Origin of the sequence: Clostridium sp. C1, assembly GCF_018223625.1 — a bacterium.
Taxonomy (GTDB): Bacteria; Bacillota_I; Bacilli_A; order Erysipelotrichales; family Coprobacillaceae; genus Allocoprobacillus.
Genome location: NZ_CP073631.1, coordinates 900089 through 924941, shown reverse-complemented (window position 1 = coordinate 924941; position 24853 = coordinate 900089). Strand labels below are relative to the sequence as shown.

Genomic DNA, 24853 nt, shown 5'->3' with positions numbered 1-24853 from the left:
GATAGAATAAATACAAGGGAGGGAAAACAATGAAGATCACAAAAATATTATTATGTATCTTATTTGCTGTAGTTATCACAGGTTGTCAATCTTCTTTACAAGATCACCCAAAAGAAACATCGACTTCTACAAAATATGAGGAAGTTATCAAAGAGGCAACAAACGAAAAAGAAGAAATTTTAGCACTCATAGACTATCTTAATCAAAATACGACATCAGTATTACGTTTGAGTACGGATACATCAGTAGATAATCATGAAATGGGAAAAGGTCAGACACAATTGTGGAAAAAAGAAAATCAAATTTATGCTTTTACACAATACAAAGGTATTGACGCTGATCAAAAGATATTATTGGGAGAAAAATATCAAGAAATTGGTATAGTCAATAAAGGTCAATTTGCTCATCAAGATACTTTTTATAGAACAACGGAAAATACGAACAAAAAATTTTTTACAGATGATTTTGATGATTTGACTGTTAGCAAACAAAGTAATAACGATAATAATGTTGTTTATCATTTGGAATCGTCGACAACCTATATGGCTAATATTGAGATGGTGGGCGTAGAAGAAAAACCGGGAGTTCTCGTTCAAGATATTACGGTTAATAGTGATGCTCAAATTGTTTCACAGGTTGTCATGATTTTGGATAAGGAAACAAATAAGCAACCAGATAACATTTATAAAACTGAATATACTTATTCTCAGTATAATGAAGATGTATCTATAGATGAAGAAAGTATTCATCAATCTATTACTAGTATTCAAGGGAAAAAATCTAATGAAGTCAAAGAATTTATTGAATTTTAAAAAGCTATTCAATGAGAATAGCTTTTTAATGTTATGTTGATTTGTAATGTTTGATTATGAGATTGAATATCCATCATACCGTGATATTTATTGAGAACTTGTTGGACGATTTGTAAACCTAATCCATGTTCTTGTTTATTCTTTTTAGTTGTTAGAAAATGTGATGATGATTGTTGATAATGATTAGATATTTGAATGATCAGATAGTCATTATAACAATGAGAATGAATTTCAATGAATCTTTTTTCTTTATCTAATAAGAGTGATGCTTCAATAGCGTTATCTAATAAATTGGTATATAAAGAAATGAGATCAATCGGTTCAATGGATAACTGTTGAGGAACATAAACGTGGATGTGGAAGGGAATATCATATTCTCTTGCAATAATAGATTTATTGTACAATATGGCATCAATGATTTGATTTTCACAATAATGATTTTGATAGAGATTAGTATGCTGGTGCATGAGTTTTTCAGCAAAACTTCTCATTTCTTTTGGAGGAATGGTTTCTAAGGATTGATTTTGGAGTTGTTGAAAAATATCTTGGGATATTTTTTTCATGAAACGGTGATTTTCTTTTTGGATGGATTCATGTTCACGTTGGATTTGAAATTGTTTTTCATAAAGGATTTTTTGAGCATCCATTAAAGCTGTTTCTTGGATATATGTATATATTTTAAGATAGATATAAAAGGAAACAACATTGAAAAAGATAATCATGATAAAAAGAAATACGGAATAGGTTGATTGTAAGAGTAAAGAAAGCATCATAATGATAATCAGACATTCATTAAAGATAAAGAAAGGAATAATGTATTTTTTATTTTTGTATATTTTCATATGAATCATCCTTTTTATAAAGCCTTTGATAAGTTTCAATATAATTGATAATATCATGGCGTAATCGCTGATATTCTAATTGTTGTTGATGTTTGGTTGTTTCAAAACATTGTTTTTGGTATTCATCTAAAAGGCTTTGAATGAGCCATTTATTTTTGAGTTCAATATATATCTTTTGAAGCTTGATGATAGATAGAACAAAAAGAATCAACATGATAATAAAAGAAATGAAAATAATCATATTAATTTGTGACAGCGCAAGAGAGATATATTTAATATAATGCATATTCATAAAAATACATGTAAAGACAGAAAATAAAATAAGTAAAGAAATAATCAGTAAGTATGAAAAATGCTCTGTTAAAAGATTGTGAATCTTTTTGTGATAAAAGATAAGAAATATTTTAATTTCAATAAAGAAAAATAAGTTTTGCATAGTAAAAGCGAGGGACCATGAGGACAATGAAAGATTGGAATCAATGAATATAGGAGCTATCAATGCTTCTCCAATGATGGATAAAATAAAGTTATAGATATAGATCATTAATAGACGTTTTAATGGTTTATGATATATGATATAACAAGTAGAAATAAAGATGATTAATGAAACAATGTTTTTATAAATGAAATTTAAATAGAATAGATTAGACGAAATCAAAGACCCAATAATTGTCATACAAATAATAAGCATGATATGCATAGAATTGAGTTTTTTAGGAAAAATATGATGAACAAGATAAAAATAAAGCAACCAGTTAAGAGCATAAGAACATGTACGAAGAATATCAAGTGAACTCATATTAAAGCTGTTGCATTAAAAAGAGATGAAATTGTTGTTTTAGATGTTCTTGATATGCTCGACTGATTGGAATGGATTGTTGATTTTGGAGAATAACATGTATTCTTTTTAATTCTTTGACATATTGAGCATTGATAATGTAGCTATTATGCGTACGAATAAAAGGGAGTGTCAATTGTTGTAATAGGTCTTTGATTTTCAATGATGTTTTGATGACTTCATAAGGTGTATGGATATAAGAATAACGCTGAATTCTTTCGATATAAAGAATATCTTTTAATAAAATACATGTTGTACCATCTTTTAAATCAATCACAAGCACACGTTTTTCATTTTGAATATTTTGCATAGCTTTTAAAATAGCCATTGGTAATCTTTGGGTAGCTTCTGGTTTATAAACAAAATAACAATGTTTTGTATCATAAACAAGGGTTGCTTTTTCAAGATAACTACTCACAAAAATAATTTGAAAATGGCGTTGTAATTGATTGAGCTGTTTCGCCAGTTCAATACCATCATTTTGTCCTAATAAAATATCCATGATGATAATGGCATCATCATCAAATTGCTGGATTTGTGATTGAAATGCTTGAATATTATGAAAAGTTTGAATACGAAAAGAATAGGACATATCTTGAATGATATTTTTTATGTATTGGATATGTTCATTCATATCATCTACAATAATTATACTTTGCATAGTGATCACTCCTCATGTTTTTATTATAACACAATCAAAAAGCTATGAAATCAAATTTCATAGCTTCTTACATTATTCTTGAGCATTTGAGTTTTCTTTGTATTTTTCACTCATTAAACCATCTTCACCACTATAACTGGCTTGTTGATTTTGGTTATATCCTTTGTAAGCATTGTGTTTTTGTCTGTTTTTAGATTTTTTGTGACTCATAATTTCTCCTTTCTTTCTATTGACATTATTAGTATGTGTTAAATTGGAAAAATTATAAAAAAATAAAAAGATAGAGAATACTTTTTTTAAAATTTATGCTAGAATAAAAGATGAGGTGAATAAGAGTATGTATTATTTTATTGGAATTAAAGGTTCTGGAATGGCTTCTCTTGCGACGATTTTATTTGATTTAGGATATGAAGTGGCAGGAAGTGATATTGATAAATATATTTTTATTGAAGAAGAATTGAGAAAAAGAGGAATTCCTATTTACTCTTTTAATAAAAATAATATTCATGATGGTTATGATGTGATTATTGGGAATGCTTTTGATGAAACAAATGAAGAAGTGAAAGCAGCGTTAAATAATCCCAATGTCAAAACACATACTTATTATGATTTTTTAGGACATTTAATGGATCAGTATATTTCTATTGGTATTGCTGGGACACATGGAAAAACCACCACAACAGGGATGGCTTATCATTTGTTTAAAGAATTTGATAAGACATCTGTATTAATTGGGGATGGAACTGGACATGCGGTTGAAGATAGCAAATATTTTATTGCTGAAACATGTGAATATCAGGATCATTTTTTACATTATTATCCAACTTATGCAATTATCAATAATATTGAAATGGATCATGTAGATTATTTTAAATCTATGGAACAGTATGAAAAATCATTTGAACAATATGCTAATCAGGTCAAAGATACAGTGATTATTTGGGGTGATGATCCACATTTACCACATCTCCATTATCAAAAACGTGTTTTAAAATTTGGAACAGGTGAAAAAAATGATGTAATCGCTAAAAATATTATTAATAATGATCATGGTTTATCTTTTGATGTTTATATTCATCAGGAACTCTTTGGACATTTTGCTTTACCATTTTATGGAATGCATATGTTATATGATTCTTTGGCTGTCATTACTTTAGGATATCTGGAAAATATGAGTGCTGATTATATTCAAGAACGTTTATCAACATTTGATGGTGTCAAACGTCGTTATACAGTTAAAACTTCTGGGAATAATATTTATGTGGATGATTATGCTCATCATCCAACAGCAATCCGTTATGTCATTGAAGCAACACGCTCACGTTATCCACATAAAAAGATTGTGGCAGTATTCCAGCCTGATCGTTTTTCAAGAGGATTGAGATTTGCTAAAGAATTTGCTGAAGCAATGGATTTAGCAGATTATCCTTTCTTTGTTCATTTTCCAGAAAACGCGAAGAAAGAACCTGGTATTGATATAGACATTTATGACATTGCCAAGTACAATCCACGTGCTCAAGTGATTCATGAAGATGAAGAAGCAGTCAAACTATTAAGTCAATATGATAATGTTGTTTACCTCTTTATGAGTAGTAAGGATATTTATAAATTAGAAGATCAAGTGATTGCTTACAAGGAATCTCATTAGGCTTATCTTTTCATCATATGTTATTTATGGTATAATATGGAAAATGCCGGAAAGGAGAATTTATGGATGCACAATTAATTTGTTATTGCATTTTGATTTTATCAGGGGCTTTTGCTCTTTTGAGTTTAGGTCTATTGTTCATCAGAATGTCTTTAGCTGTCAAGGAAACGACTGTTTTAATGACAATGTTGGAAACAACAATACAAAAAATTGATCATATTTTAGACGATGTCAATCATAAGATGGATATGTTAAATGCACCTGTAGAATTAGTCAGTGGTATCTTTTCTAGAGGTGGTATGAAGTCTGGGTTATTTGGTGTTTTGGGATTTTTAACTTCTTTGATAAGAAGAAAAAAATAGAAAAGAAAGGTGATAAAAATGAAATTTGGAAAGTTTTTAGTTGGTTTAGGGATTGGAGCTGTTGCAGGTTTATTGTTAGCTCCTAAAAAGGGGAGTGAATTAAGAGAAGATATTAAGCGTGAATCTTTAAAGGCATATGATAATTTAAAGAATATGACAAAAGAAGATCTTGAAGCATTGTTAGGTCAAACAATTGAAACAGTGAAAAAATTTGTAGATGAATTTGATATGGATACTTTTAAAGCAACGACAAAAGATAAATTAGGTGAATTGGAAGCAAAATTAGAAGAATTTGCGAATAAAGTGAAAGAAAGCGATCAGTATTTAACAATTCGTGAAGGTGTTGTTGATTTAACAAAAAAAGTGAATGATAAACTTGAGGAAGTGAAAACAAAGGTTTTAGATTCATCTGTAGATGATCAATATTTTGAAGCTTTTGAAGATGAAATCGAAGATGTTGAAGAAAAATTAGATGAAATGATTGAAGAAATTAAAGATTAATCATGGGTAAAAATGTCACAATTTATGATGTTGCTAGAGAAGCAGGAGTTTCTCTGGCAACAGTTTCACGTGTTATTAATGGCTCTAATGTTGTCAAACCGAAAACACGTGATAAAGTTCTTGAAGCTATTCAACGTTTAGATTTCAAACCGAATCAAATTGCCAGAGGTCTTGCAACAAGCAAGACAACAACAATAGCAATTGTTTTTCCTCAATCATTATTTGCTCATGTCAAGGATATGATTGGTGGAATTGGTGATACAAGTCGTCGCTTAGATTATAATGTCAGTATTTATACAACAGATGAGATAGGAGATGGAAATCCTATTGAAACAGTTATTGAAAAAGTTGTTAAATCACGTGCAGATGGCGTTATTTTGTTTAATAATGAAGAAATTGATAAAGAAATTACATTGGTTAATAAATATAAAATACCTGCTGTAGTCATTGGAACACGCGTGACAGGAAAATATATGGGTTCTATTTTTGCTGATGCGAAAAAAATGGCATATGAAGTTGTTGATCGTTATCTGGCAAAAGGGAAAAGTGATATTTTATTTGTTTCTCCAAAACAGAATTTAATTAATGTTGCAGAGATGATTGTAGGAATCCAAGAAGCTTATCAAAAATATCAATTGACTTTTGATTTGGAAAAACAGGTTGTTCATACATCATCGCATTATGAAAAAAGCTATCCACAATTTTTAGAATATTTTCAATCACATCGCCATGATTTGGTTTTTACAAGTTATGATAAAGAAGCTGTGGCTGTGGTGAATGCTGCAATTGATAATGGTATTCATATTCCAGAAGATATGGAAGTTATTGGTATGATGAATACAAGCTATGCTTTAATTTGTCGACCATCATTGACTTCTATTCATGTTCCTGTTTATGATATGGGAGCTTTGGCTGTTCGTTTATTGACAAAGATTTTAAATGAAGAAGAAATTGAAAATAAGGCAGTGGTTATTCAACATTTATTGATGCCACGTGCCACAACAAAGAAAGACTTCTAAGCTATTTAGAAGTTTTTTTCAAAGGGGAATAAATATGCATGTTAAACAATTTTTTATGGATTTAAAATTGAATATATGTTTTGTTTGTAAGTGGTTATGGATTGCGTTGATTTTAGGCGTTGTTTGTGGAGTTGTAGGGGCTTTGTTTCATATTGCGATTGATTATGCGACAGATTTTCGTATGAGTCATTCATGGATTGTCTGGGGATTACCATTAGGTGGATTAGCGATTGTCTATTTGTATCGTCTGGTTCATCTTGTTCATGAACCTGGAACCAATACCATCATTCAATCTGTCCGTCAACAAGATCATGTGCCAGTATTATTAGCTCCGGCAATCTTTTTAGCAACTGTTATTACACATCTATTTGGTGGCTCAAGTGGGAGAGAAGGAGCAGCTTTACAGATTGGTGGTTCTTTAGCGACAACTTTTGGAAAAATCATTCATGCTGATCAAAGAGAAATGTCGATGTTAATTATGTGTGGGATGAGTGCTGTCTTTTCTGCACTTTTTGGAACACCATTGACTGCGACACTTTTTTCAATGGAAGTTGTCAGTGTCGGTGTTTTCTATTATGCTGCTTTAGTCCCCTGTTTATGCAGCAGTTTAATTTCATTTGGTATTGCTCAATGTTTTGGCTGTCAACCAACGTTTTACTCATTGAATCTTCCTTTTCAGTTAACGCCGTTATTATGCCTTCAGCTTGTTATTTTTGCTTTATTGATTGCGACTTTTTCCATTCTTTTTGTTTTAATGATGCATTATAGTCACAAATGGTTTCATCAGTATTTTCATAATCCTTATATACGTGTTTTAGTAGGGGCAGTATTATTGATGATTCTTGTCGTCTTTTTTAAACAACGCTATCTAGGAGCAGGAATGGATGTTGTAGAAGCTGCTTTGTATCAAGAAGTTTTTCCTTATGATTTTTTCATGAAGGCATTATTTACAGCTATTACGATCGGTTGTGGTTTTAAAGGTGGAGAAATTGTTCCTACCTTTGTCATTGGTTCAACACTGGGCTATGTTTTAGGCTTGTTGTTGGGTATGAACCCACATTTAACAGCTGCTATTGGAATTGTTGGGATGTTTTGTTGTGTGATTAATTCACCATTGACAAGTCTGATGCTTGGAGCTGAAATGTTTGGTATTCAATATTTAACAGCGATGGCTATTGTTATTGCTTTTTGTTATGTGTTGTCTGGTTACTTTAGTTTATATCAGGCACAAAAAATTGTTTATTCTAAAACGTCTGTTGAATTTATTAATCAAAATGCAAAATAAAATTTTGAGTTGACTTCGATTTGAAAATCGCATATGATATACATAAGCGTTGAAGAAGACAAGTAGTTATAAATGGATGAAATAGAGAGTCTATGGCTGGTGGAAATAGACCATTGTTTATAATGAATACACTTTGGAGCAGCTAAATGAAAAGTTTAGCCGGTGGCAACATCGTTATCAATAAAGAGTGTATGCTAAGGCATAAATAAAGGTGGTACCGCGAGAATTCGTCCTTTGTGATGAATTCTTTTTTTTATGATAGGAGGATATGTATGAAAATTTATGATGAATTGGTATGGCGTGGTTTAATTAAAGATGTCAGTTCACCTGATATTGAAGAAAAATTGAATAATGGAGGAATGACTTTCTATATTGGAACAGATCCTACAGGTGATAGTTTACATATTGGTCATTTTTCATCTTTTTTGATTAGTAAAAGATTAAAAGATGCAGGGCATCATCCCATCTTGCTTGTTGGTGGAGCAACAGGATTGATTGGTGATCCTAAACCAGATACTGAACGACCAATGATTACAAAAGAAGAAGTGCAACATAATTTTGATTGTCTTAAAAAACAGGCACAGGATTTATTTGGTTTTGAAGTTGTCAATAATTATGATTGGTCTAAAGATTTAAATTTTATTGATTTTTTAAGAGAATACGGAAAATATTTCAATGTTAACTATATGTTAAATAAAGATATTGTCAAAAGAAGATTGGATTTAGGTATTACTTATACAGAATTTTCTTATATGATTATGCAGGCTATGGATTTTTACTGGTTATATGAAAATAAAGGGTGTCATATGCAAGTAGCTGGACAAGATCAATGGGGAAATATTACGGCTGGTATTGAATTGATTCGTAAGAAAACTGGAAAAGAAGCCTACGGTTTTACAATGCCATTGCTTACAAAATCTGATGGTACAAAATTTGGGAAGACAAATGGTCAGGCTATCTGGTTAGATCGTCGTAAAACATCACCATATGAAATGTATCAGTTCTTTATTAATTCAGAAGATGATAAGGTTATTGATTATTTAAAATTCTTAACTTTCTTATCTAAAGAAGAAATTGAAGCATTAGAAGAAAAAAACAAAACACAACCTCATTTAAGAGAAGCACACAAAGCTCTTGCGAAAGAAGTTATTACTTTTATTCATGGAGCAGATGCTTATCAAGAAGCTTTGGATATCAGTCAGATGTTATTTTCTGGAAAAATTCAAGATTTAACATTAGAACAGGTCAAATCTTGTTTTCATGGAGTTCCAAGCATTGATATGGAAGAAGATACGCAGATTTTAAATGCATTGGTTAAAGTTGGTGCAGCTTCATCTAATCGAGAAGCACGTCAGTTTGTGACTGGAGGATCAGTTCTTGTCAATGGAGAAAAAATAACGGATGTTGGTTTTGTTGTAAAAAAAGAAAATGCGTTTGGAAAACAGGCAACTGTGATTAGACGTGGTAAGAAAAACTATTATGTGATTAACCATAAATAGGAGGGCAGAATGAAAAAATTATTTTCAAGTTTATTTATTGTATCATTGTTAATGGGATGTTCATCACAAAATACAAAGACAACATCACAAGAAAAAGTGGCTCAAAATGGCGATTATGTAAATATTGATTTTGTTGGAAAATTAGATGGTGAAGTCTTTGATGGTGGCAGTGGTGAAGACTATGAATTAAAATTAGGTTCTGATACTATGATTGATGGTTTTGAAGATGGAATCGTTGGTATGAAATTGAATGAAGAAAAAACAATTACTGTCACTTTTCCAGAGGAATACGTTGCTGATTTAGCTGGTAAAGAAGCAACTTTTGATATTACATTAAATAAGATTTATCGTGAAATTCAATAACTGAGTCTTCAGACTCAGTTTTCTATCTTGTGATAAGGAGGAATGAAAATGGATGGAGTCTTACTGGTTCATAAACCAGCAGGAATGACCAGTCATGATGTGGTGAATCGTATCAGAAAGATTTTTCATACAAAAAAAGTGGGACATTGTGGAACTTTGGATCCAGAAGCTACAGGTGTACTGGTATTATGTATCGGCAAAGCAACGAAGGCCTTACAGTTTTTGATGAGTGAAACAAAGGAATATCAGGCAACACTGGTACTGGGACAGGCAACTGATACATATGATGCAAGTGGTCAAGTTGTTGCTCAAAAACCATTTCAAGGTGTTAGTCATGTCGATGCTGTTTTACAATCTTTTGTTGGTTCGCAAGAACAGTTACCACCGATGTATTCAGCAATTAAAGTGAACGGAAAAAAATTATATGAATATGCCAGAAATCATGAAAAAGTAGAAGTTCAGCCACGTTCTATTGTCATTCATCATATAGAATTATTAGATCAGCATGATCAGTTCATTACTTTTCGTGTTCAATGTTCTAAAGGTACTTATATTCGATCATTATGTGTAGATATTGGTAAAAAATTAGGTTATCCTGCACATATGCAAAAATTGATACGTTTAGCCTCAGGGCACTTTCGATTAGAAAATTGTTTTTCATTAGAAGATATTGAACAGGGATATTATCATATGTTAAGTTTAGAGGAAGCTTTTCAACATTTTGAACACTATGTTGTTGAGGATGCTCAAATTGTTTATCATGGTAAGAAAATAAAAAGTGAAATAGATCATCAGGTTGTTGTCTGTAATCAAGAAGGACAAGTTTTAGCTGTCTATGGTCCTGATGGAACAGGCTATTTAAAAAGTATAAGAGGGTTATTTTAATGGAAGTCATTTATTTAAAAGAAGGAGAACAATTTTATCAATCAAAGCCGATTGTTGGAGCTATTGGTTTTTTTGATGGTTTGCATCTTGGTCATATGGCATTGGTTCATGAGGTAGAACGTGTCGCTAAAGAAAAGAATTATTGTAAAGCATTGATTACCTTTGATCATTATCCATTATATGTTTTAGGAAAATGGAAAGAAGAAAAATGTCTGACATCTATTTTAGACCGTCAGCACATTTTAGAAAAAAGAGGTTTTGATTATTTGTTTGTGATTGAGTTTACAAAAACAGTGGCAGCCTTATCACCACAGGAATTCATGAAGCATTATTTAGTTAATTGTGGCATTCGTCATGTCGTTTGTGGATTTGATTTTCGTTTTGGCTGTCAAAATAAAGGAGATAGCCAGACATTAAAAAACAATCCTCATTTTGATGTCAGTGTCATTGACGAAGTGCTTTATAAAGGAGAAAAAATCTCATCAACACGTATTCGTCATCATCTTGAAAATGGACAGGTCCAAGATTTAAATGAATTATTAGGACGCTATTATTGTATTCATGGTAATGTCATTCATGGACGACATATTGGACATGATTTAGGTTTTCCAACAGCGAATATTGATTATGATTCTTACTTTTTGCCATGTGGTGGGGTTTATGTTGTAAAAGTTTATATTAATCAAGATGTTTATTTGGGTATGTGTAATATTGGTTATAATCCAACTTTCCATGCTTTAAAAAAAGCATCTCTGGAAGTTAATATTTTAGATTTTGATCAAGACATTTATGGGTATGATGTTTATGTTGAATTTCATGATTTGATTCGTAAGGAACAAGCTTTTTCATCTAAAGAAGCTTTAATTCAACAGTTAACCCATGATCAGCAATATGTACGAGATTATTTTAAAAAGAAGATTTAATCTTCTTTTTTTGTAATATGCGTATATAAAGCCCCAAGTAAATTGGCTTCGTTTTGATATTGACAGGCTTTAATGACAGGTTCATGATTATCTTCTTTATAGCGTTCTCTTAAAATGTGAAATTGTTCTTGAATTGTTTGAATAAATAAAGGCTGTTGACTGATTCCACCACCAATCGTCACAACGTCTAAATCTAAAAGATAATCGAGATTATAGATCATCATGGCTAATTGTTGACAATAGTTTTGAAAATGTTTCATTGCTTTTGAAGATTCAGGCAAATGTTGAAAAACAATCTTGCCATCATCTGGGCAATTTAAAATCTCACTGAGTTCATGAATCAGTTTGACAGCGTTATATTCCCTTCCAAAATTAGAAAATTGATAACCTTGAGGGACTAAAAAAGAACCAACTTCACCAGCTTTATGATGTTTTGTTTCAAAAATCTTACCATTTAAAAGACAAGTTCCACCAATGCCACTGCCTAAAACAAGCATAAAGCCATTATCCACATTTTTTAGACTTCCTTTCCACATCTCACCTAATGTAGCACATTTGGCATCATTTTGAATTGTGACTGGAAGATTACTGTAAGCTTTTAATTCTTCACAAAAGGCAGTCTGATTGAAAAAAGGTAAAAGTGTAATAGCATGAATATAGCCTTTATAACTGTCAATCAGCCCGGGCATACTGATACCAATCCCTTCGACATCTTTAATGATCATTTTTTGAATCCATTGATAAAAATCTTCTTTACTGGTTTTGATTGTTGGTATTTGATTTTTTTGTATACAGTTTCCACTTTTTTGATAATAGCCATATTTTATATAAGTTCCACCTATGTCAATGATTAAATACATTGTTTATCACCTCATTGTTATTATTTCATTGATTGAAAGAGAGTTCAATATTTTCATTTCATTTTTTATGAATTATGATATAATGTTTAGACATGAAAGGATGTGGAATGATGAACTTAGATCAATTATTAAATCCTAAACAAAAAGAGGCTGCTACTTATCTGGATTCACATTTACGTATTATTGCTGGAGCAGGAAGTGGGAAAACACGTGTTTTAACATATCGCATAGCTTATTTGATTGAAGAAGTGGGCATTGAACCACGTCATATACTAGCGATTACTTTTACAAATAAAGCAGCGAATGAAATGCGAGAAAGAGTAGTTAATCTTTTAGGTGAATATGCTTCCGGCGCTCTTTTATGTACGATTCATTCTTTATGCGTTAGAATTTTAAGACAGCATATACATGCTTTGAATTATCCACATCATTTTGTGATTATGGATGAAGAAGATCAAAAATCATTATTAAAGAAGATTTTTAAAGAAAAAAATATAGATAGCAAGGCGATGAGTGTCAAAAGCTGTATCCATTACATATCTGCTTGTAAAATGGCTGAAATTTCACCTCAAAAAGCCTATCAGTTAGCGGGGGATTTTGTAGGTGAGGCTAAAAAAGCTTTGGCATATCAGGCATATGAAAAATATAAAGAAGAACATTTTATGCTGGATTTTGATGATTTATTATTGAAGACTGTTGAACTTTTTGAAAAATTTCCAGAAATCTTACAGAAATGGCAACATAAATTTCAATATATTCATGTTGATGAGTTTCAAGATGTTGGAAATATTGATTATAAATTAATTTATATGTTATCAAAACAATCTTTATTATGTGTTGTAGGTGATCCAGATCAGACCATTTATTCATTTAGAGGTTCTGATGTGAATTATATTATGAATTTTGATAAGGATTATCCTCATGTTAAAACAGTTATTCTTGATCAGAACTATCGTTCTACTAAAACAATTCTTGATATTTCAAATAATTTAATTAGAAAAAATAAAAATCGTTTAGAAAAAGATTTATTTACTGAATTAGAAGATGGTGATAAGGTTGTTCATTATTCAGCGTTAGATGAGGAATCTGAAGCTGAATTTGTCTGTCAGACCATTGAAGATATTATTCATCATGTAGAAGGAGTCAATTATCACGATTTTGCGATTTTATATCGTGCCAACTATTTATCTCGTCCATTTGAACAGAAATTGATTCAACATCAGATTGATTATAAAATCTTTGGTGGATTAAAATTTTTTAATCGTAAGGAAATTAAAGATGCTTTAAGTTATTTGCGTTTAATGGTATCTATGGATGATTTGTCTTTTGAACGTATTATTAATGTACCAAGTCGTGGGATTGGGCAAAAAACAATTGAAAAAATACAATTAAAGGCTATTGAATATGGTATAAGCTGTTATGAAGCTGTTTGTTTATATAGTGATGAGATTGGTTTAAAAGGAAAAGCAAAAAAAGCTGTCAGTACCTTTGTACAAGCAATTGAAAAGGCCCGACAATCACGTGAACCATTAGGTGATGTTTTTGAACATCTTTTAAGAGATGTTGGATATTTCCAAATGTTAAGAAATGACGATGATGAAAATCGTATTCAAAATATTATGGAGTTAAAAAATTCCGTTGCTGGATATATGAAAACACATCCTGATAGTGCAACTTTTGAAAGTTATTTACAGGATATTGCCTTATATACTTCTCAAGATGATATGGGTCATGATGAATATGTTTCTTTGATGAGTATTCATATGGCTAAAGGTCTAGAATTTAATTATGTTTTTGTCGTTGGTTTATCACAGGATGTCTTTCCAAGTTTTAGAAGTGTTTCTGAAGAAGGGGAAGATGGCATGGAGGAAGAACGTCGTCTGGCTTATGTGGCTTTTACCCGTGCTAAAAAACGTTTGTATTTAACAGATAGTCAAGGTTTTAATTATATGACCAATTCGCCAAAGATGGCCTCACAGTTTATTGATGAGATTGGAACAGATCATGTGGAACATATTGGAAAACCTTCTCCTTTTAAGACAAAACAGTTTGTTCATCTGGGACCAACTGTTGATGAAATGATAGGGGATAATGAAATTTATGACTGGAAAAAAGGTGATCTGGTAGAACATGATGTATTTGGCAAAGGAGTTGTTGTGAAGGTGCAGGGAAATACTTTGGATATTGCTTTTTCAATGCCTTATGGTATCAAAACATTGATGTCACAGCATAAAGCATTAAGACGTTTATCGTCTTAAAAATCATGGGAAAATAAGGTTGAATTTGGGTGATGAATTTTGATGTTTTTATTTGATTCATCATCTTTTTTTGATATAATGAGCAAGTGAATGGAGTGTGCAAAAATGACATTAGAAAGATTGAATGAAATCAAGAAATTATTAAATGAATATAATTATCAATATTATGTTTTAGATAATCCAACTGTATCTGATCAAGAATATGATCGTTTAATGCAGGAACTACAAAGTATTGAAGCGAAACATCCAGAATGGATCACAGCGGATTCACCAAGTCAACGTGTTGGTGGTGAAGTCTTAGATGGTTTTCAAAAAGTGACGCATCAAAGAATGATGCTTTCACTTGGAAATATATTTAATGAAGATGAATTGAGAGAATTTGATGATCGTATTCGTGAAGTCTATCCTCAAGTTGAGTATGTCTGTGAGTTAAAAATAGATGGATTGGCAGTATCACTCGTTTATGCTCAAGGGCAATTAAGTTATGGAGCCACGCGTGGTGATGGAACAGTAGGAGAAGATATTACGCATAATGTAAAGACAATTAAATCCATTCCTCTTTCTATTGATTATCAGGGAGATTTTGAAGTGCGTGGAGAAATATATATGCCTAAAAAATCTTTTGAACAACTGAACCAACAAAGAAAAGAGGCGGGAGAACCTTTGTTTGCGAATCCTCGTAATGCAGCAGCAGGTAGTGTCAGACAGCTTGATTCTCGTATTGCTGCAAAACGTGGGTTAGATGCTTTCTTATATATGGTTCCAACAGCCAGTGAAGTAGGATGTCAGACACATAAAGAGGCGTTGGATTATATTAAACAGCTAGGATTTAAGACGAATCCAATGACACGTGTCTGTGCAAATATTCAAGAAGTCTGGCAATTTATTATGGAAATGACAGAAAAAAGACAATCACTACCTTATGAAATTGATGGAATTGTGATTAAAGTGAATCGTCTGGATTGGCAGGAACGTTTAGGCTATACTGCAAAAGTTCCTAAATGGGCAATTGCCTATAAATTTCCTGCTGAAGAAGTCATTACAAAATTAAAAGATATTGTTTTTACAATTGGTAGAACAGGACAGATTACACCCAATGCCGTATTAGAACCTGTACGTGTCGCAGGAAGTACGGTTCAACGTGCAACATTACACAATGAAGACAATGTTGTATCAAAAGATATTCGTGTTGGAGATTATGTGGTTATTCGTAAAGCAGGAGATGTCATTCCAGAAGTTGTACGTTCTTTAAAGGAAAGACGTGATGGTAGTGAAAAGAAGTTTCAGATGATTGATGTCTGTCCATATTGTGGTTCTCCTTTGGTTAGAAAGGATAACGAAGCCGCATATTATTGTTTGAATGAACATTGTGATTCTAAAAAGATTGAACGTATTATTCATTTTGCATCACGTGATGCAATGAATATTGAAGGTTTAGGTGAAAAAATTATTGAACAATTTTATAATTTAGGGTTTGTTCGTTCGATTGAAGATATTTATAGTTTATCTCGTCATGAACAGGAAATTATTGATATTGAAGGTTTTGGACGTAAATCAATGGATAATTTATTAGAAGCGATTGAAAAAAGTAAAGGTAATTCAATGGAAAAATTATTATTTGGTTTAGGAATTAAAGGTATTGGTGCCAAAATGGCTGACAATTTATCAAAAGAATTTAAAAGTATGGATGCTTTATTGAGTGCTTCTACAGCAAAATTACTTTCTATGCGAGATGTTGGTGAAACCCTTGTTCAATCTTTGAATCGTTTTAGAAGTCAACCTCAATCAATGACTTTATTAGAACATTTAAAAGCGATTGGGTTAAATATGACTTATTTAAAAGATACTTCATTACTGCAAGAAAGTATCTTTAATGGAAAAACGGTTTGTGTAACAGGAACTTTAGAATTAATGACACGTAAAGAAATTAAAGAATATCTTGCAAGATTAGGAGCGAATGTGACAGGGAGTGTATCGAAAAAAACAGATTATCTGATCTGTGGTCGTGATGCTGGAAGTAAACTGGAAAAAGCAAGAGAACTTGGAGTCACTGTTTTAAGTGAAGCTCAATTTCAAGAGGAGGTGAATCTATGAGAAAATGGATATGTCTTTGTTTAGCGTTATTGTTGTTGGTGGGATGTCAATCTTCACAAAATACAGTTGAAGAAGAAACAACGAATAATACGGCATCAATGGATTCTTTTGATGATACTTACTATAATATTGTTAAATTTGAAGATAGTCAGTTAAGAGAAGATTTTTATGTCGATTATGGTTCAACATCAGATTTTACTTCGATTGGTCGAGGTTTACAGATTCTTTCATCACAGTATTTTTCAACATCAGATTATTATATGAGTGAAGGTCAATACTTAAAACTGGCCTTAAAACAGGAAATGGTTGGAAGGGATGGGGACAATTCTTTACAGCCATCTTCTGGAACAACAATTGCAGATATTCCAGATCCAACAATGGTTCAAAGCATTATGGAACAGGATTTCTGGGAAAAATCTGGTGATAAGTATACCTTAGCTGGTGCTTCATTTGTGATTGTTCTTGATCCTCGTGATAAAAATAATGCACGTTTAGATACACCAATGGATAATCAGTCTATTTTAAATTATGGATATGATTGTAGTGAAAAATTATACAACATTATTCAATCTCATGAAGATTTTGAAAAGTTAAAAGATTTGCCTGTTTTGATTACAATTTATCAGGCAACGGATTTAACAGAAAGTACCGTAGATGGTCATTATATCTTAAAGAATTATTGTGATGATTCTTATGGTAAAAATGAACAGGTAAATTTTGAAACCGTCCTTTTTACAAGTGCTAGAGCCAAAGAATTGGATGCGACAACATCTAATGAATTTGATATTATTAAAAACAATTTAAAGGAAGCATCAACAGAAGCCGCTGGACTTGTTGGAACAGCAAGATATCAAGATAACAAGATTCAATCAATGGTGATTGAAGCTCATTTAAATGTGAAAACAGCAACTGAATTAATGTATTTATCTTCCATTATTGCTGATGGGATTGATACTCGTTTTTCATCTGAGTTTGACATTAAAGTGCTGGTCTATTCACAAGATGAACTGATGACTGTCATTGTTAAAGATGCTGGACAAGATGTCAAGAGTTCGTTTCTATACTAGAGGAACAGTTATGAATGAAGAAGAATTATTAAAACAATTAGCTAAAGATGTCAGACTGTCTGTTCCTGATGAAGATATGCCCTCTTTACTTCAAGTCTATCATACCTTTCTTGAACAGGTTGCATGTTTAGAAAAAATACAAACTGAAGGTGTAGAACCTTTAGTTTTTCCTTTTGATATAGAAATTCATGAATTAAGGGAAGATGAGGTTCAAGAAGTCTTTGATGTTCAAGATATATTGAAAAATGCAAAAAACACAAAAGAAAATCAGATATTGGTTTTTAAGGTGGTGGAATGATGAAAGTCTATAGTATTGAAGAATGGCATGATGGACTTGTTAATGGGACAATTGATGTTTCTCTTTATTATCAACAATTACAAAAAGAAACCTATTTTCAACAAAAACGTTTAAATGCTTTGACAACGATTTGTTTTCAAAATTCACCTCAAAATCTATCGTCTGATTCGTTTTTAACAGGAGTTCCCTATGTTTTAAAAGACAATATTTGTACATGTCAAATTCCAACAACAGCATCCAGTCGTATGTTAGAAGATTTTATTCCTGTTTATGATGCACATGTTGTGCAGCTTTTAAAACAAGAAAATGCTTGTCTGATTGGAAAAGCTTCAATGGATGAACTGTCAATGGGTTCAACCAATATGACTGCATTAACAGGTCCGGTATATAATCCGTGGGATACAAGACGAATTGCTGGTGGGTCTTCAGGTGGTTCAGCTTCCCTTGTTGCCAGTGGACTTGCGACTTTTGCATTAGGAACGGATACAGGAGATTCTATTCGTCGTCCAGCAGGATTTTGTGGAGTGGTCGGCATGAAACCAACATGGGGACTGATTTCACGTTATGGGATTATTCCTTACGCTGCCAGTTTAGATACGGTTGGTGTTTTAACGAGAAGTGTTCAAGATTTAAGTATTGTTTTAGAAAAAATTGCAGGTCATGATTTTCATGATATGACTTCTAGCCGTTTGCCAGTCCCACATTATAGATATAATTTATCTTTAGATATTTCCTATCTTAAAGTTGCTGTTATACAAAATGTTGTTGATAAACTCAAAGATCATAGAATTCAGACACTTTTTCAAAATTGTGTTTCACTTTTAAAAAATGCTGGAGCCTCAGTGCATGAGATTTCATTTTCCCAGACATATCTTGAAGCTATTTTCCCGGTTTATCAAATTATTGCGAATGGGGAAGCCACAAGCCATCATGCCTGTCTTGATGGCATTAAATATGGTTTTCAAAGTCAAGGACAAAACTTAGAAGAAATGGTTATTCGCACACGTTCACAAGGTTTTCATCAAAGTATCCAACAGCGTTTTATTTTAGGGGCATTGGCTTTAAAACAGGAAAATCAAAAAAGAATGTTTCAAAAAGCACAAAAAGTACGTAGATTAATTGTGGAAGAAATTCAAAACATATTACAGACATATGATATTGTGATGGTTCCCAGTGGTGAAGGGATTGCTCCATTGATTGAAGAAGCCCAGTCACAATCTCATACATTAGTGGATGATTACTTAATTATAGCCAATCTGGCAGGGCTCCCTAGTTTAACTTTGCCTTGTGGTTTTGTTGATGATATGCCAGTCGCTGTCAATTTAATGGGGCGTTGTTTTGATGAACAGACAGTTTTGAATTGTGCCTATGCTTTAGAAAGTATTATGCCTTATTGTCAACAATATGCTAAAGGAGAACGAGATGATGTTTGAAGCTGTGATTGGTATTGAAGTTCACTGTGAATTGAAAACAAAATCAAAGATGTTTTCTATGGCACCTGTGACATTTGGCAGTCCACCCAATACGCAAGTGCATGTTATTGATTTGGCTATGCCGGGTACTTTACCATCAGTCAATAAAAAGGCTGTAGAAATGGCTATTCGTGTTTGTCATGCATTACATATGGATATTGATAATCTGCTCCGTTTTGATCGAAAAAATTATTATTATGCTGATTTGCCTAAAGGTTTTCAAATCACGCAGTATGATCACCCAATCGGGAAAAATGGCTATCTTGACATTGAAGTTGAAGGAGAAACATTTAAAATTCCTATTGAGCGTGTTCATTTAGAGGAAGATACAGCCAAAATGACGCATAGTGAAAATAATACACTCATTGATTATAATCGTGCTGGTATTCCTTTAATAGAAATTGTCACAAAACCACACCTGCATACAAGTCAACAGGTTGTTGCCTATCTGGAAGCCTTACGATTGATTTTGATATATACAGGTGTCAGTGATGCGATTATGGCTCAAGGATCAATGCGCTGTGATATTAACATTTCTTTGCGTCAGCCTCATAGTTCAACACTGGGTGAAAAGGTGGAAATCAAAAATCTTAATTCTTTTGCAAATATTCAAAAAGCTATTGATTATGAAATTCAACGTCAATCTCATTTATTACAGCAACGTCTTCCTGTTGCCAGACAGACACGTCGTTTTGATGAAAAAACACAGACAACAGTGGTGATGCGTGAAAAACAATCGTTACTGGATTATCGTTATTATCCAGAACCTAATATTTTACCTGTTTGTCTGGATTGGCAATGGATTCAATCAATTATAGAACGATTACCTCAGTTACCCGATCAAAGAAAACAACGTTATCAAAAACAATATCAGTTGTCTTTTCAAGATACAATGATATTATTATCTGATCAGAACTTATCAGATTTCTACGATCAGGTCGTTAATATTTATCCTTATTATCAGACTATTTGTCATTGGTTAATTGGTGATGTTAGAGCTTATATGCATCAATATCAAAGGAATATATTTGAATTATTATCAGTACAGGATTTTGCTGAATTGATGCATATGTTAGAAAGGAAAGAGATTTCTTCAAAACAGACGAAACAAATTTTAGAATTCATGATGATTGAAAAGAAAAGTCCCCATGTTATTATGGAAGCTTATCATATTCAACAAGTCAGTGATGAACATCTTTTGATGCAATATATTGAAGAAGTCCTTCATGATTATCCTCAGCAGGTGGCTGAATATTATGCTGGAAAACATCAAATCTGTGGTTTTTTTGTAGGACAGGTCATGAAAAAGACAAAAGGACAAGCCAATCCTCAAAAAACTAATGAACTTTTGAAATGTTTACTGAAAAAAAGAAAAGCATAATGTTCTATACATTGGTCATGAATTTTGATACAATAGAAAAAAAGTAGGTGAATAATGATGGCAAAACAATTTCATTTTGATGATGAAGATGAATTGGAAGAAGATTATTCTTCATCATATCTAGATGAATTAGAAAACAAAAAAGAAGGTGCACCTTATATTTCAATAGATGAAGAAGATGACAAGGAAGATGAACCAATGAAAAAAAAGAAAAAAAGATTTGTAATGAAATGGTGGCACTATTTATTGATTTTATTTGGTGCTTTAGCAATTGCGTTTATTGTTTATATAGCAGTTTTATCATTGCATGATGGACCTGTCTATGGGAATCGCTGTGAAGGCATGGTAAGTATTTCTAAAGATGCCAGAGATGCAACTGTATCGACAATGGAAGAAAAATATGATGACATTGAATCCATGACTTTATCTACAGAATGTCGACAATTAAAAGTGGATATTGTTTTTAAGGACAATATGAGTGCCAAAAAAGCAGAAAATATTGCTGAAGAAACAGTTCAGACACTTGATGATATTGTGGGCAGAGAAAAAGAGGATGGCAAGACATATAGTGATCTGTTTGGAACGATTGATGGAGTCACTCAGTATGAAGTCAATGTTTTTATGACATCTGCTCAAAGTGATGATTTTCCAATTTATGGAACAAAGAATATTCAAAATGATGATTTTTCTTATACTTTAGCTTCTGTTAGAGATGAAGAAAGTGCAAAACGTGCTCAAGAAACTTTAACAGATGAATAAAACGAGCATAGCTCGTTTTTTTATGGGAGGATGTAAGATGCAAAAAAATGAATATATTAAAGCAAAGTGCGTTGATTATACACACGATGGTTTAGGGATTGTAAAACATGAAGGATTACCTGTGTTTGTAAAAAACATGTTGATAGATGAAGTAGGGAAAGTAAAAATTATTAAGGTTTTAAAAAGATATGCAGTAGGACGTTTGATTGAACTTGAACAGTCAAGTCCTTTTCGACAGGAAGCCAGATGTCCGCTTTTTAAGCAATGTGGAGGATGTCATTTACAGCATCTTAGCCCATTGGCACAACAACAGTTTAAAACCAAAAGAGTGCAAGATACCTTAGCTAAAATTGGACATTGCGATACTCAGGTAGAACCTTGTTTAATGATGCAAGAGGGGTGGTTTTATCGTAATAAGGTGCAAGTTCCTGTCGGAGAGCGTAATGGACATCTTATCACAGGGTTCTATAAACAACATAGTAATGATATTGTCGCAATGGACCAGTGTTTTATTCAAAATGAGCTGTCTAATCAGCTGATACCTTATACGAGAAAATTACTAGAAGAAGTGGGCGAAAAACCATTTGATAAGGTAACTCATCAAGGAAATATTAAGCATATTCTTGTGAAGTATGGCTATTATACAAATCAGGCGATGCTGGTTTTGATTACTTATCAACGTTCGCTTTGTCAAAAAGATTATCTGGTTCAACAATTGAAAAAACGTTTTCCTCAACTTCAAACGATTATTCAAAACTATAATCCACGTCATGATAATGTCATTTTAGGAGAAGAAGAAATGATTCTTGATGGAAAGGGTTATATTGAAGATCGTCTATTAGGGCATACATATCGCATTTCATTAAAATCTTTTTATCAGATTAACCCTCAACAAGTTGAAGTCCTTTATCAAAAAGCAATTGAATTTGCTCAATTGAAACCAACAGATATTGTTATTGATGCCTATTGTGGTATTGGTACTATTTCTTTATCACTGGCTCAATATGTTAAAAAAGTTTATGGTGTAGAAATTGTCGAACAGGCAATAGAGGATGCTAAAGATAATGCGAAAAGAAATGGTGTTGATAATATAGAATTTTATTGTCAAGATGCAGGGGAATTTATGGTTTCATTTGCAAAATCACATCAACATGTTGATGTTGTGGTAGTGGATCCTCCAAGAAAAGGATGTTCGACTTTATTTTTAAATCAGCTGTTAACTTTATCACCGGATAAAATTGTTTATATTTCTTGTGATGTTGCGACACAGGCAAGAGATATTGATATTTTACAGCAACATGATTATCATGTGAAAAAGTGTCAGCCTGTGGATATGTTCCCGCAAAGCTTTCATATTGAAAATATTGTTCTCCTGACAAAATAAGAGAAAAGACATTGTATATATTGACAAAAAAGTTAGGTGTGTTAAAATGGTTCTCGAATAAGTGGTGGAGTCTGTCATAAAGCAAATATGCTTTATTTATTCGATGTGTTTTATTTTATCCTTATAAAATAATCTATCGACAGATCTGAAAGGAGTTGTCTGCTAGAGAGATAGTGATATAATAGATGATAGAATCATCATTTTGTAAAAATATTATAAAACATGTGCGGAGGAAAAATATGGAAACGGTAGATTTTCATAAATCAAAGAAAAAGAAATCCTTTTCACCTATGCGACGTATTGCCTTTAGTTTTTTTATGGTGATATTGATAGGTTCACTTTTATTGGCATGTCCATTTTCTAATCAGGGAACAATTGCTCCTTATATTGATCATTTGTTTATAGCAACATCAGCAACTTGCGTGACTGGTCTTGTACCTGTTGTTGTGGCTGATCAATATACATTGATTGGACAATTAGTCATTATCTTATTGATTCAAATAGGTGGTTTAGGATTCCTGACATTATTGAATATGTTTATCTATGCTTTAAGAAAGCGATTAACATATACAAATAAGATTATTATGCAGGAAGCATTGAATCAAAATTCAATGGCAGCGATTGGTATTTATATCAAAAGAGTTATTAAATATACGGCTTTCTTTGAATTAATGGGGGCAGTATTATTAAGTTTTGTCTTTGTGCCAGAATTTGGTGTTGTTAAAGGATTATATTATGGATTATGGCATTCTATTTCAGCCTTTTGTAATGCTGGATTTGATGTAATTGGGCCTAATTCATTGATACCTTATCAAACCAATATTCTTGTCAATCTTACAATTGCTGGTTTAATTATTGCCGGTGGTCTTGGTTTTGTTGTATGGATTGATTTAAGAATGTCATGGCGCCATTATAAAGAAAATTTTAAATTCTTTAAGCTAAAAACATTCTTTTCTTCATTATCATTGCATACAAAAGTTGTTTTAACTGCAACTGTATCATTGTTATTGGGGGGAACACTTGTTATCTTGCTTTTGGAATATAATAATCCTGGTACGATTGGTTCACTATCATTTGGTGATAAAGTTCTTGCTAGTTTCTTCCAGTCAACAACGACAAGAACTGCAGGTTTTGCTTCAGTAGATATGGCAGCATTGCATGATTCAACAAAATTATTTATGTCAATATTGATGTTTATTGGTGGTTCTCCTGCTGGAACAGCTGGAGGGATTAAAACGGTGACATTAGTCATTTCATTGATGTATATTTTCTCATTGCAGAATGGTTATGAAACTGTATCTATGTTTAAACGTCGTGTTGATGATCAGGTTGTCAAACGTTCATTGACGATTGCTATATTGAGTTTCTTTATATGTACATTAGGATTATTTATTTTGTCAATGAATGAAGGTGCAGATTTTATTGATTTGATTTTTGAAGTCTTTTCAGCCTTTGGTACAGTTGGCTTATCGGCTTCATTAACACCAACATTGACAGTGTTGGGAAAAATTGTCATTATTATATTAATGTATATTGGACGTATTGGTCCATTGACAATGGTATTTGTTTTCGCAAAAAAATATAAACAAAAGAAAGGACAGGACATCATGTATCCAACAGCTGATGTTCTTATAGGATAGAA

The 24853-nt window shown here is 32.1% G+C and carries 24 protein-coding genes and 1 other annotated feature; of the genes, 19 read left to right on the top strand and 5 right to left on the bottom strand.

Annotated elements, in window-relative coordinates; genetic code table 11:
• Positions 1-29 precede the first annotated feature (29 nt).
• The gene (locus KEC48_RS05045; protein ID WP_211964770.1) at positions 30-812 is read left to right on the top strand and encodes a hypothetical protein; all 783 of its coding nucleotides are present in this window, start codon (positions 30-32) and stop codon (positions 810-812) included.
• 8 nt (positions 813-820) lie between these two features.
• Here KEC48_RS05045 and KEC48_RS05040 read toward each other — a convergent pair whose 3' ends face one another.
• From KEC48_RS05040 to KEC48_RS05025, 4 genes are all read right to left on the bottom strand, one after another.
• The gene (locus KEC48_RS05040; RefSeq protein WP_211964769.1) at positions 821-1654 is read right to left on the bottom strand and encodes a GHKL domain-containing protein; all 834 of its coding nucleotides are present in this window, start codon (positions 1652-1654) and stop codon (positions 821-823) included.
• Positions 1635-2453 (bottom strand): hypothetical protein, encoded by an 819-nt coding sequence (locus KEC48_RS05035; protein ID WP_211964768.1) that lies wholly within the window; start codon positions 2451-2453, stop codon positions 1635-1637. Before KEC48_RS05035 ends, KEC48_RS05040 begins: the two co-directional genes overlap by 20 nt.
• A gap of 1 nt (position 2454) precedes the next feature.
• The gene (locus KEC48_RS05030) at positions 2455-3153 is read right to left on the bottom strand and encodes a LytTR family DNA-binding domain-containing protein (RefSeq protein WP_087357864.1); all 699 of its coding nucleotides are present in this window, start codon (positions 3151-3153) and stop codon (positions 2455-2457) included.
• Positions 3154-3225: 72 nt separating this feature from the next.
• Positions 3226-3363 carry a hypothetical protein gene (locus KEC48_RS05025; RefSeq protein WP_211964767.1) on the bottom strand — a complete coding sequence of 46 codons (138 nt, stop codon included), beginning with the start codon at positions 3361-3363 and terminating at the stop codon, positions 3226-3228.
• 127 nt (positions 3364-3490) lie between these two features.
• On the opposite strand from KEC48_RS05025, the gene murC reads away from it, so the two are divergent.
• The 9 genes from murC (at position 3491) to KEC48_RS04980 (ending at position 11638) form a co-directional block, all read left to right on the top strand.
• Complete coding sequence (murC, locus tag KEC48_RS05020; protein ID WP_205089089.1) at positions 3491-4801, top strand: UDP-N-acetylmuramate--L-alanine ligase; 1311 nt, start codon at positions 3491-3493, stop codon at positions 4799-4801.
• A 62-nt stretch (positions 4802-4863) separates the two neighbouring features.
• Positions 4864-5163 (top strand): DUF948 domain-containing protein, encoded by a 300-nt coding sequence (locus KEC48_RS05015; protein ID WP_211964766.1) that lies wholly within the window; start codon positions 4864-4866, stop codon positions 5161-5163.
• Positions 5164-5181: 18 nt separating this feature from the next.
• A complete protein-coding gene (locus KEC48_RS05010; protein ID WP_211964764.1) occupies positions 5182-5664 on the top strand; it encodes a YtxH domain-containing protein in 483 nt (160 codons plus the stop codon).
• 2 nt (positions 5665-5666) lie between these two features.
• Positions 5667-6683: a LacI family DNA-binding transcriptional regulator gene (locus tag KEC48_RS05005; RefSeq protein WP_087357860.1), complete on the top strand. Its 1017-nt coding sequence runs from the start codon at positions 5667-5669 to the stop codon at positions 6681-6683.
• A 34-nt stretch (positions 6684-6717) separates the two neighbouring features.
• The gene (locus KEC48_RS05000) at positions 6718-7968 is read left to right on the top strand and encodes a chloride channel protein (protein WP_211964762.1); all 1251 of its coding nucleotides are present in this window, start codon (positions 6718-6720) and stop codon (positions 7966-7968) included.
• Between the two features lie 40 nt (positions 7969-8008).
• Positions 8009-8206: a binding site (T-box leader), on the top strand.
• Between the two features lie 34 nt (positions 8207-8240).
• Positions 8241-9467: a tyrosine--tRNA ligase gene (gene tyrS, locus KEC48_RS04995; protein WP_087357858.1), complete on the top strand. Its 1227-nt coding sequence runs from the start codon at positions 8241-8243 to the stop codon at positions 9465-9467.
• A 9-nt stretch (positions 9468-9476) separates the two neighbouring features.
• The gene (locus KEC48_RS04990) at positions 9477-9830 is read left to right on the top strand and encodes an FKBP-type peptidyl-prolyl cis-trans isomerase (RefSeq protein WP_087357857.1); all 354 of its coding nucleotides are present in this window, start codon (positions 9477-9479) and stop codon (positions 9828-9830) included.
• Between the two features lie 48 nt (positions 9831-9878).
• Positions 9879-10715 carry a tRNA pseudouridine(55) synthase TruB gene (gene truB, locus KEC48_RS04985; protein WP_211964760.1) on the top strand — a complete coding sequence of 279 codons (837 nt, stop codon included), beginning with the start codon at positions 9879-9881 and terminating at the stop codon, positions 10713-10715.
• A complete protein-coding gene (locus tag KEC48_RS04980) occupies positions 10715-11638 on the top strand; it encodes a bifunctional riboflavin kinase/FAD synthetase (RefSeq protein ID WP_211964759.1) in 924 nt (307 codons plus the stop codon). The genes truB and KEC48_RS04980 overlap by 1 nt, the downstream gene beginning before the upstream one ends.
• On the opposite strand, the gene KEC48_RS04975 is transcribed toward KEC48_RS04980, so the two are convergent.
• Positions 11635-12498: an ROK family protein gene (locus KEC48_RS04975; protein WP_211964758.1), complete on the bottom strand. Its 864-nt coding sequence runs from the start codon at positions 12496-12498 to the stop codon at positions 11635-11637. The genes KEC48_RS04980 and KEC48_RS04975 overlap by 4 nt on opposite strands.
• Positions 12499-12608: 110 nt before the next feature.
• Between KEC48_RS04975 and KEC48_RS04970 the strand changes: the two genes are divergently transcribed.
• The 9 genes from KEC48_RS04970 to KEC48_RS04930 all read left to right on the top strand — a co-directional run bounded on the left by KEC48_RS04970 (position 12609) and on the right by KEC48_RS04930 (position 24851).
• Positions 12609-14756 carry a UvrD-helicase domain-containing protein gene (locus KEC48_RS04970; RefSeq protein WP_211964757.1) on the top strand — a complete coding sequence of 716 codons (2148 nt, stop codon included), beginning with the start codon at positions 12609-12611 and terminating at the stop codon, positions 14754-14756.
• A 105-nt stretch (positions 14757-14861) separates the two neighbouring features.
• Positions 14862-16850, top strand: a complete 1989-nt coding sequence (gene ligA, locus KEC48_RS04965; protein WP_249191409.1) for an NAD-dependent DNA ligase LigA — start codon at positions 14862-14864, stop codon at positions 16848-16850.
• Positions 16847-17917: a CamS family sex pheromone protein gene (locus tag KEC48_RS04960; protein WP_211964755.1), complete on the top strand. Its 1071-nt coding sequence runs from the start codon at positions 16847-16849 to the stop codon at positions 17915-17917. Before ligA ends, KEC48_RS04960 begins: the two co-directional genes overlap by 4 nt.
• Positions 17880-18215, top strand: a complete 336-nt coding sequence (gene gatC / locus KEC48_RS04955; RefSeq protein ID WP_087357850.1) for an Asp-tRNA(Asn)/Glu-tRNA(Gln) amidotransferase subunit GatC — start codon at positions 17880-17882, stop codon at positions 18213-18215. Before KEC48_RS04960 ends, gatC begins: the two co-directional genes overlap by 38 nt.
• Entirely contained in the window at positions 18212-19648 is a 1437-nt protein-coding gene (locus tag KEC48_RS04950) for an amidase family protein (protein WP_211964754.1), read from the top strand. Before gatC ends, KEC48_RS04950 begins: the two co-directional genes overlap by 4 nt.
• Complete coding sequence (gene gatB / locus KEC48_RS04945; protein ID WP_211964752.1) at positions 19638-21068, top strand: Asp-tRNA(Asn)/Glu-tRNA(Gln) amidotransferase subunit GatB; 1431 nt, start codon at positions 19638-19640, stop codon at positions 21066-21068. The genes KEC48_RS04950 and gatB overlap by 11 nt, the downstream gene beginning before the upstream one ends.
• 57 nt (positions 21069-21125) lie before the next feature.
• Complete coding sequence (locus KEC48_RS04940; protein WP_087357847.1) at positions 21126-21827, top strand: hypothetical protein; 702 nt, start codon at positions 21126-21128, stop codon at positions 21825-21827.
• A 37-nt stretch (positions 21828-21864) separates the two neighbouring features.
• Complete coding sequence (gene rlmD / locus KEC48_RS04935) at positions 21865-23211, top strand: 23S rRNA (uracil(1939)-C(5))-methyltransferase RlmD (RefSeq protein ID WP_211964750.1); 1347 nt, start codon at positions 21865-21867, stop codon at positions 23209-23211.
• A 239-nt stretch (positions 23212-23450) separates the two neighbouring features.
• Positions 23451-24851: a TrkH family potassium uptake protein gene (locus tag KEC48_RS04930; protein ID WP_211964748.1), complete on the top strand. Its 1401-nt coding sequence runs from the start codon at positions 23451-23453 to the stop codon at positions 24849-24851.
• Positions 24852-24853 lie beyond the last annotated feature (2 nt).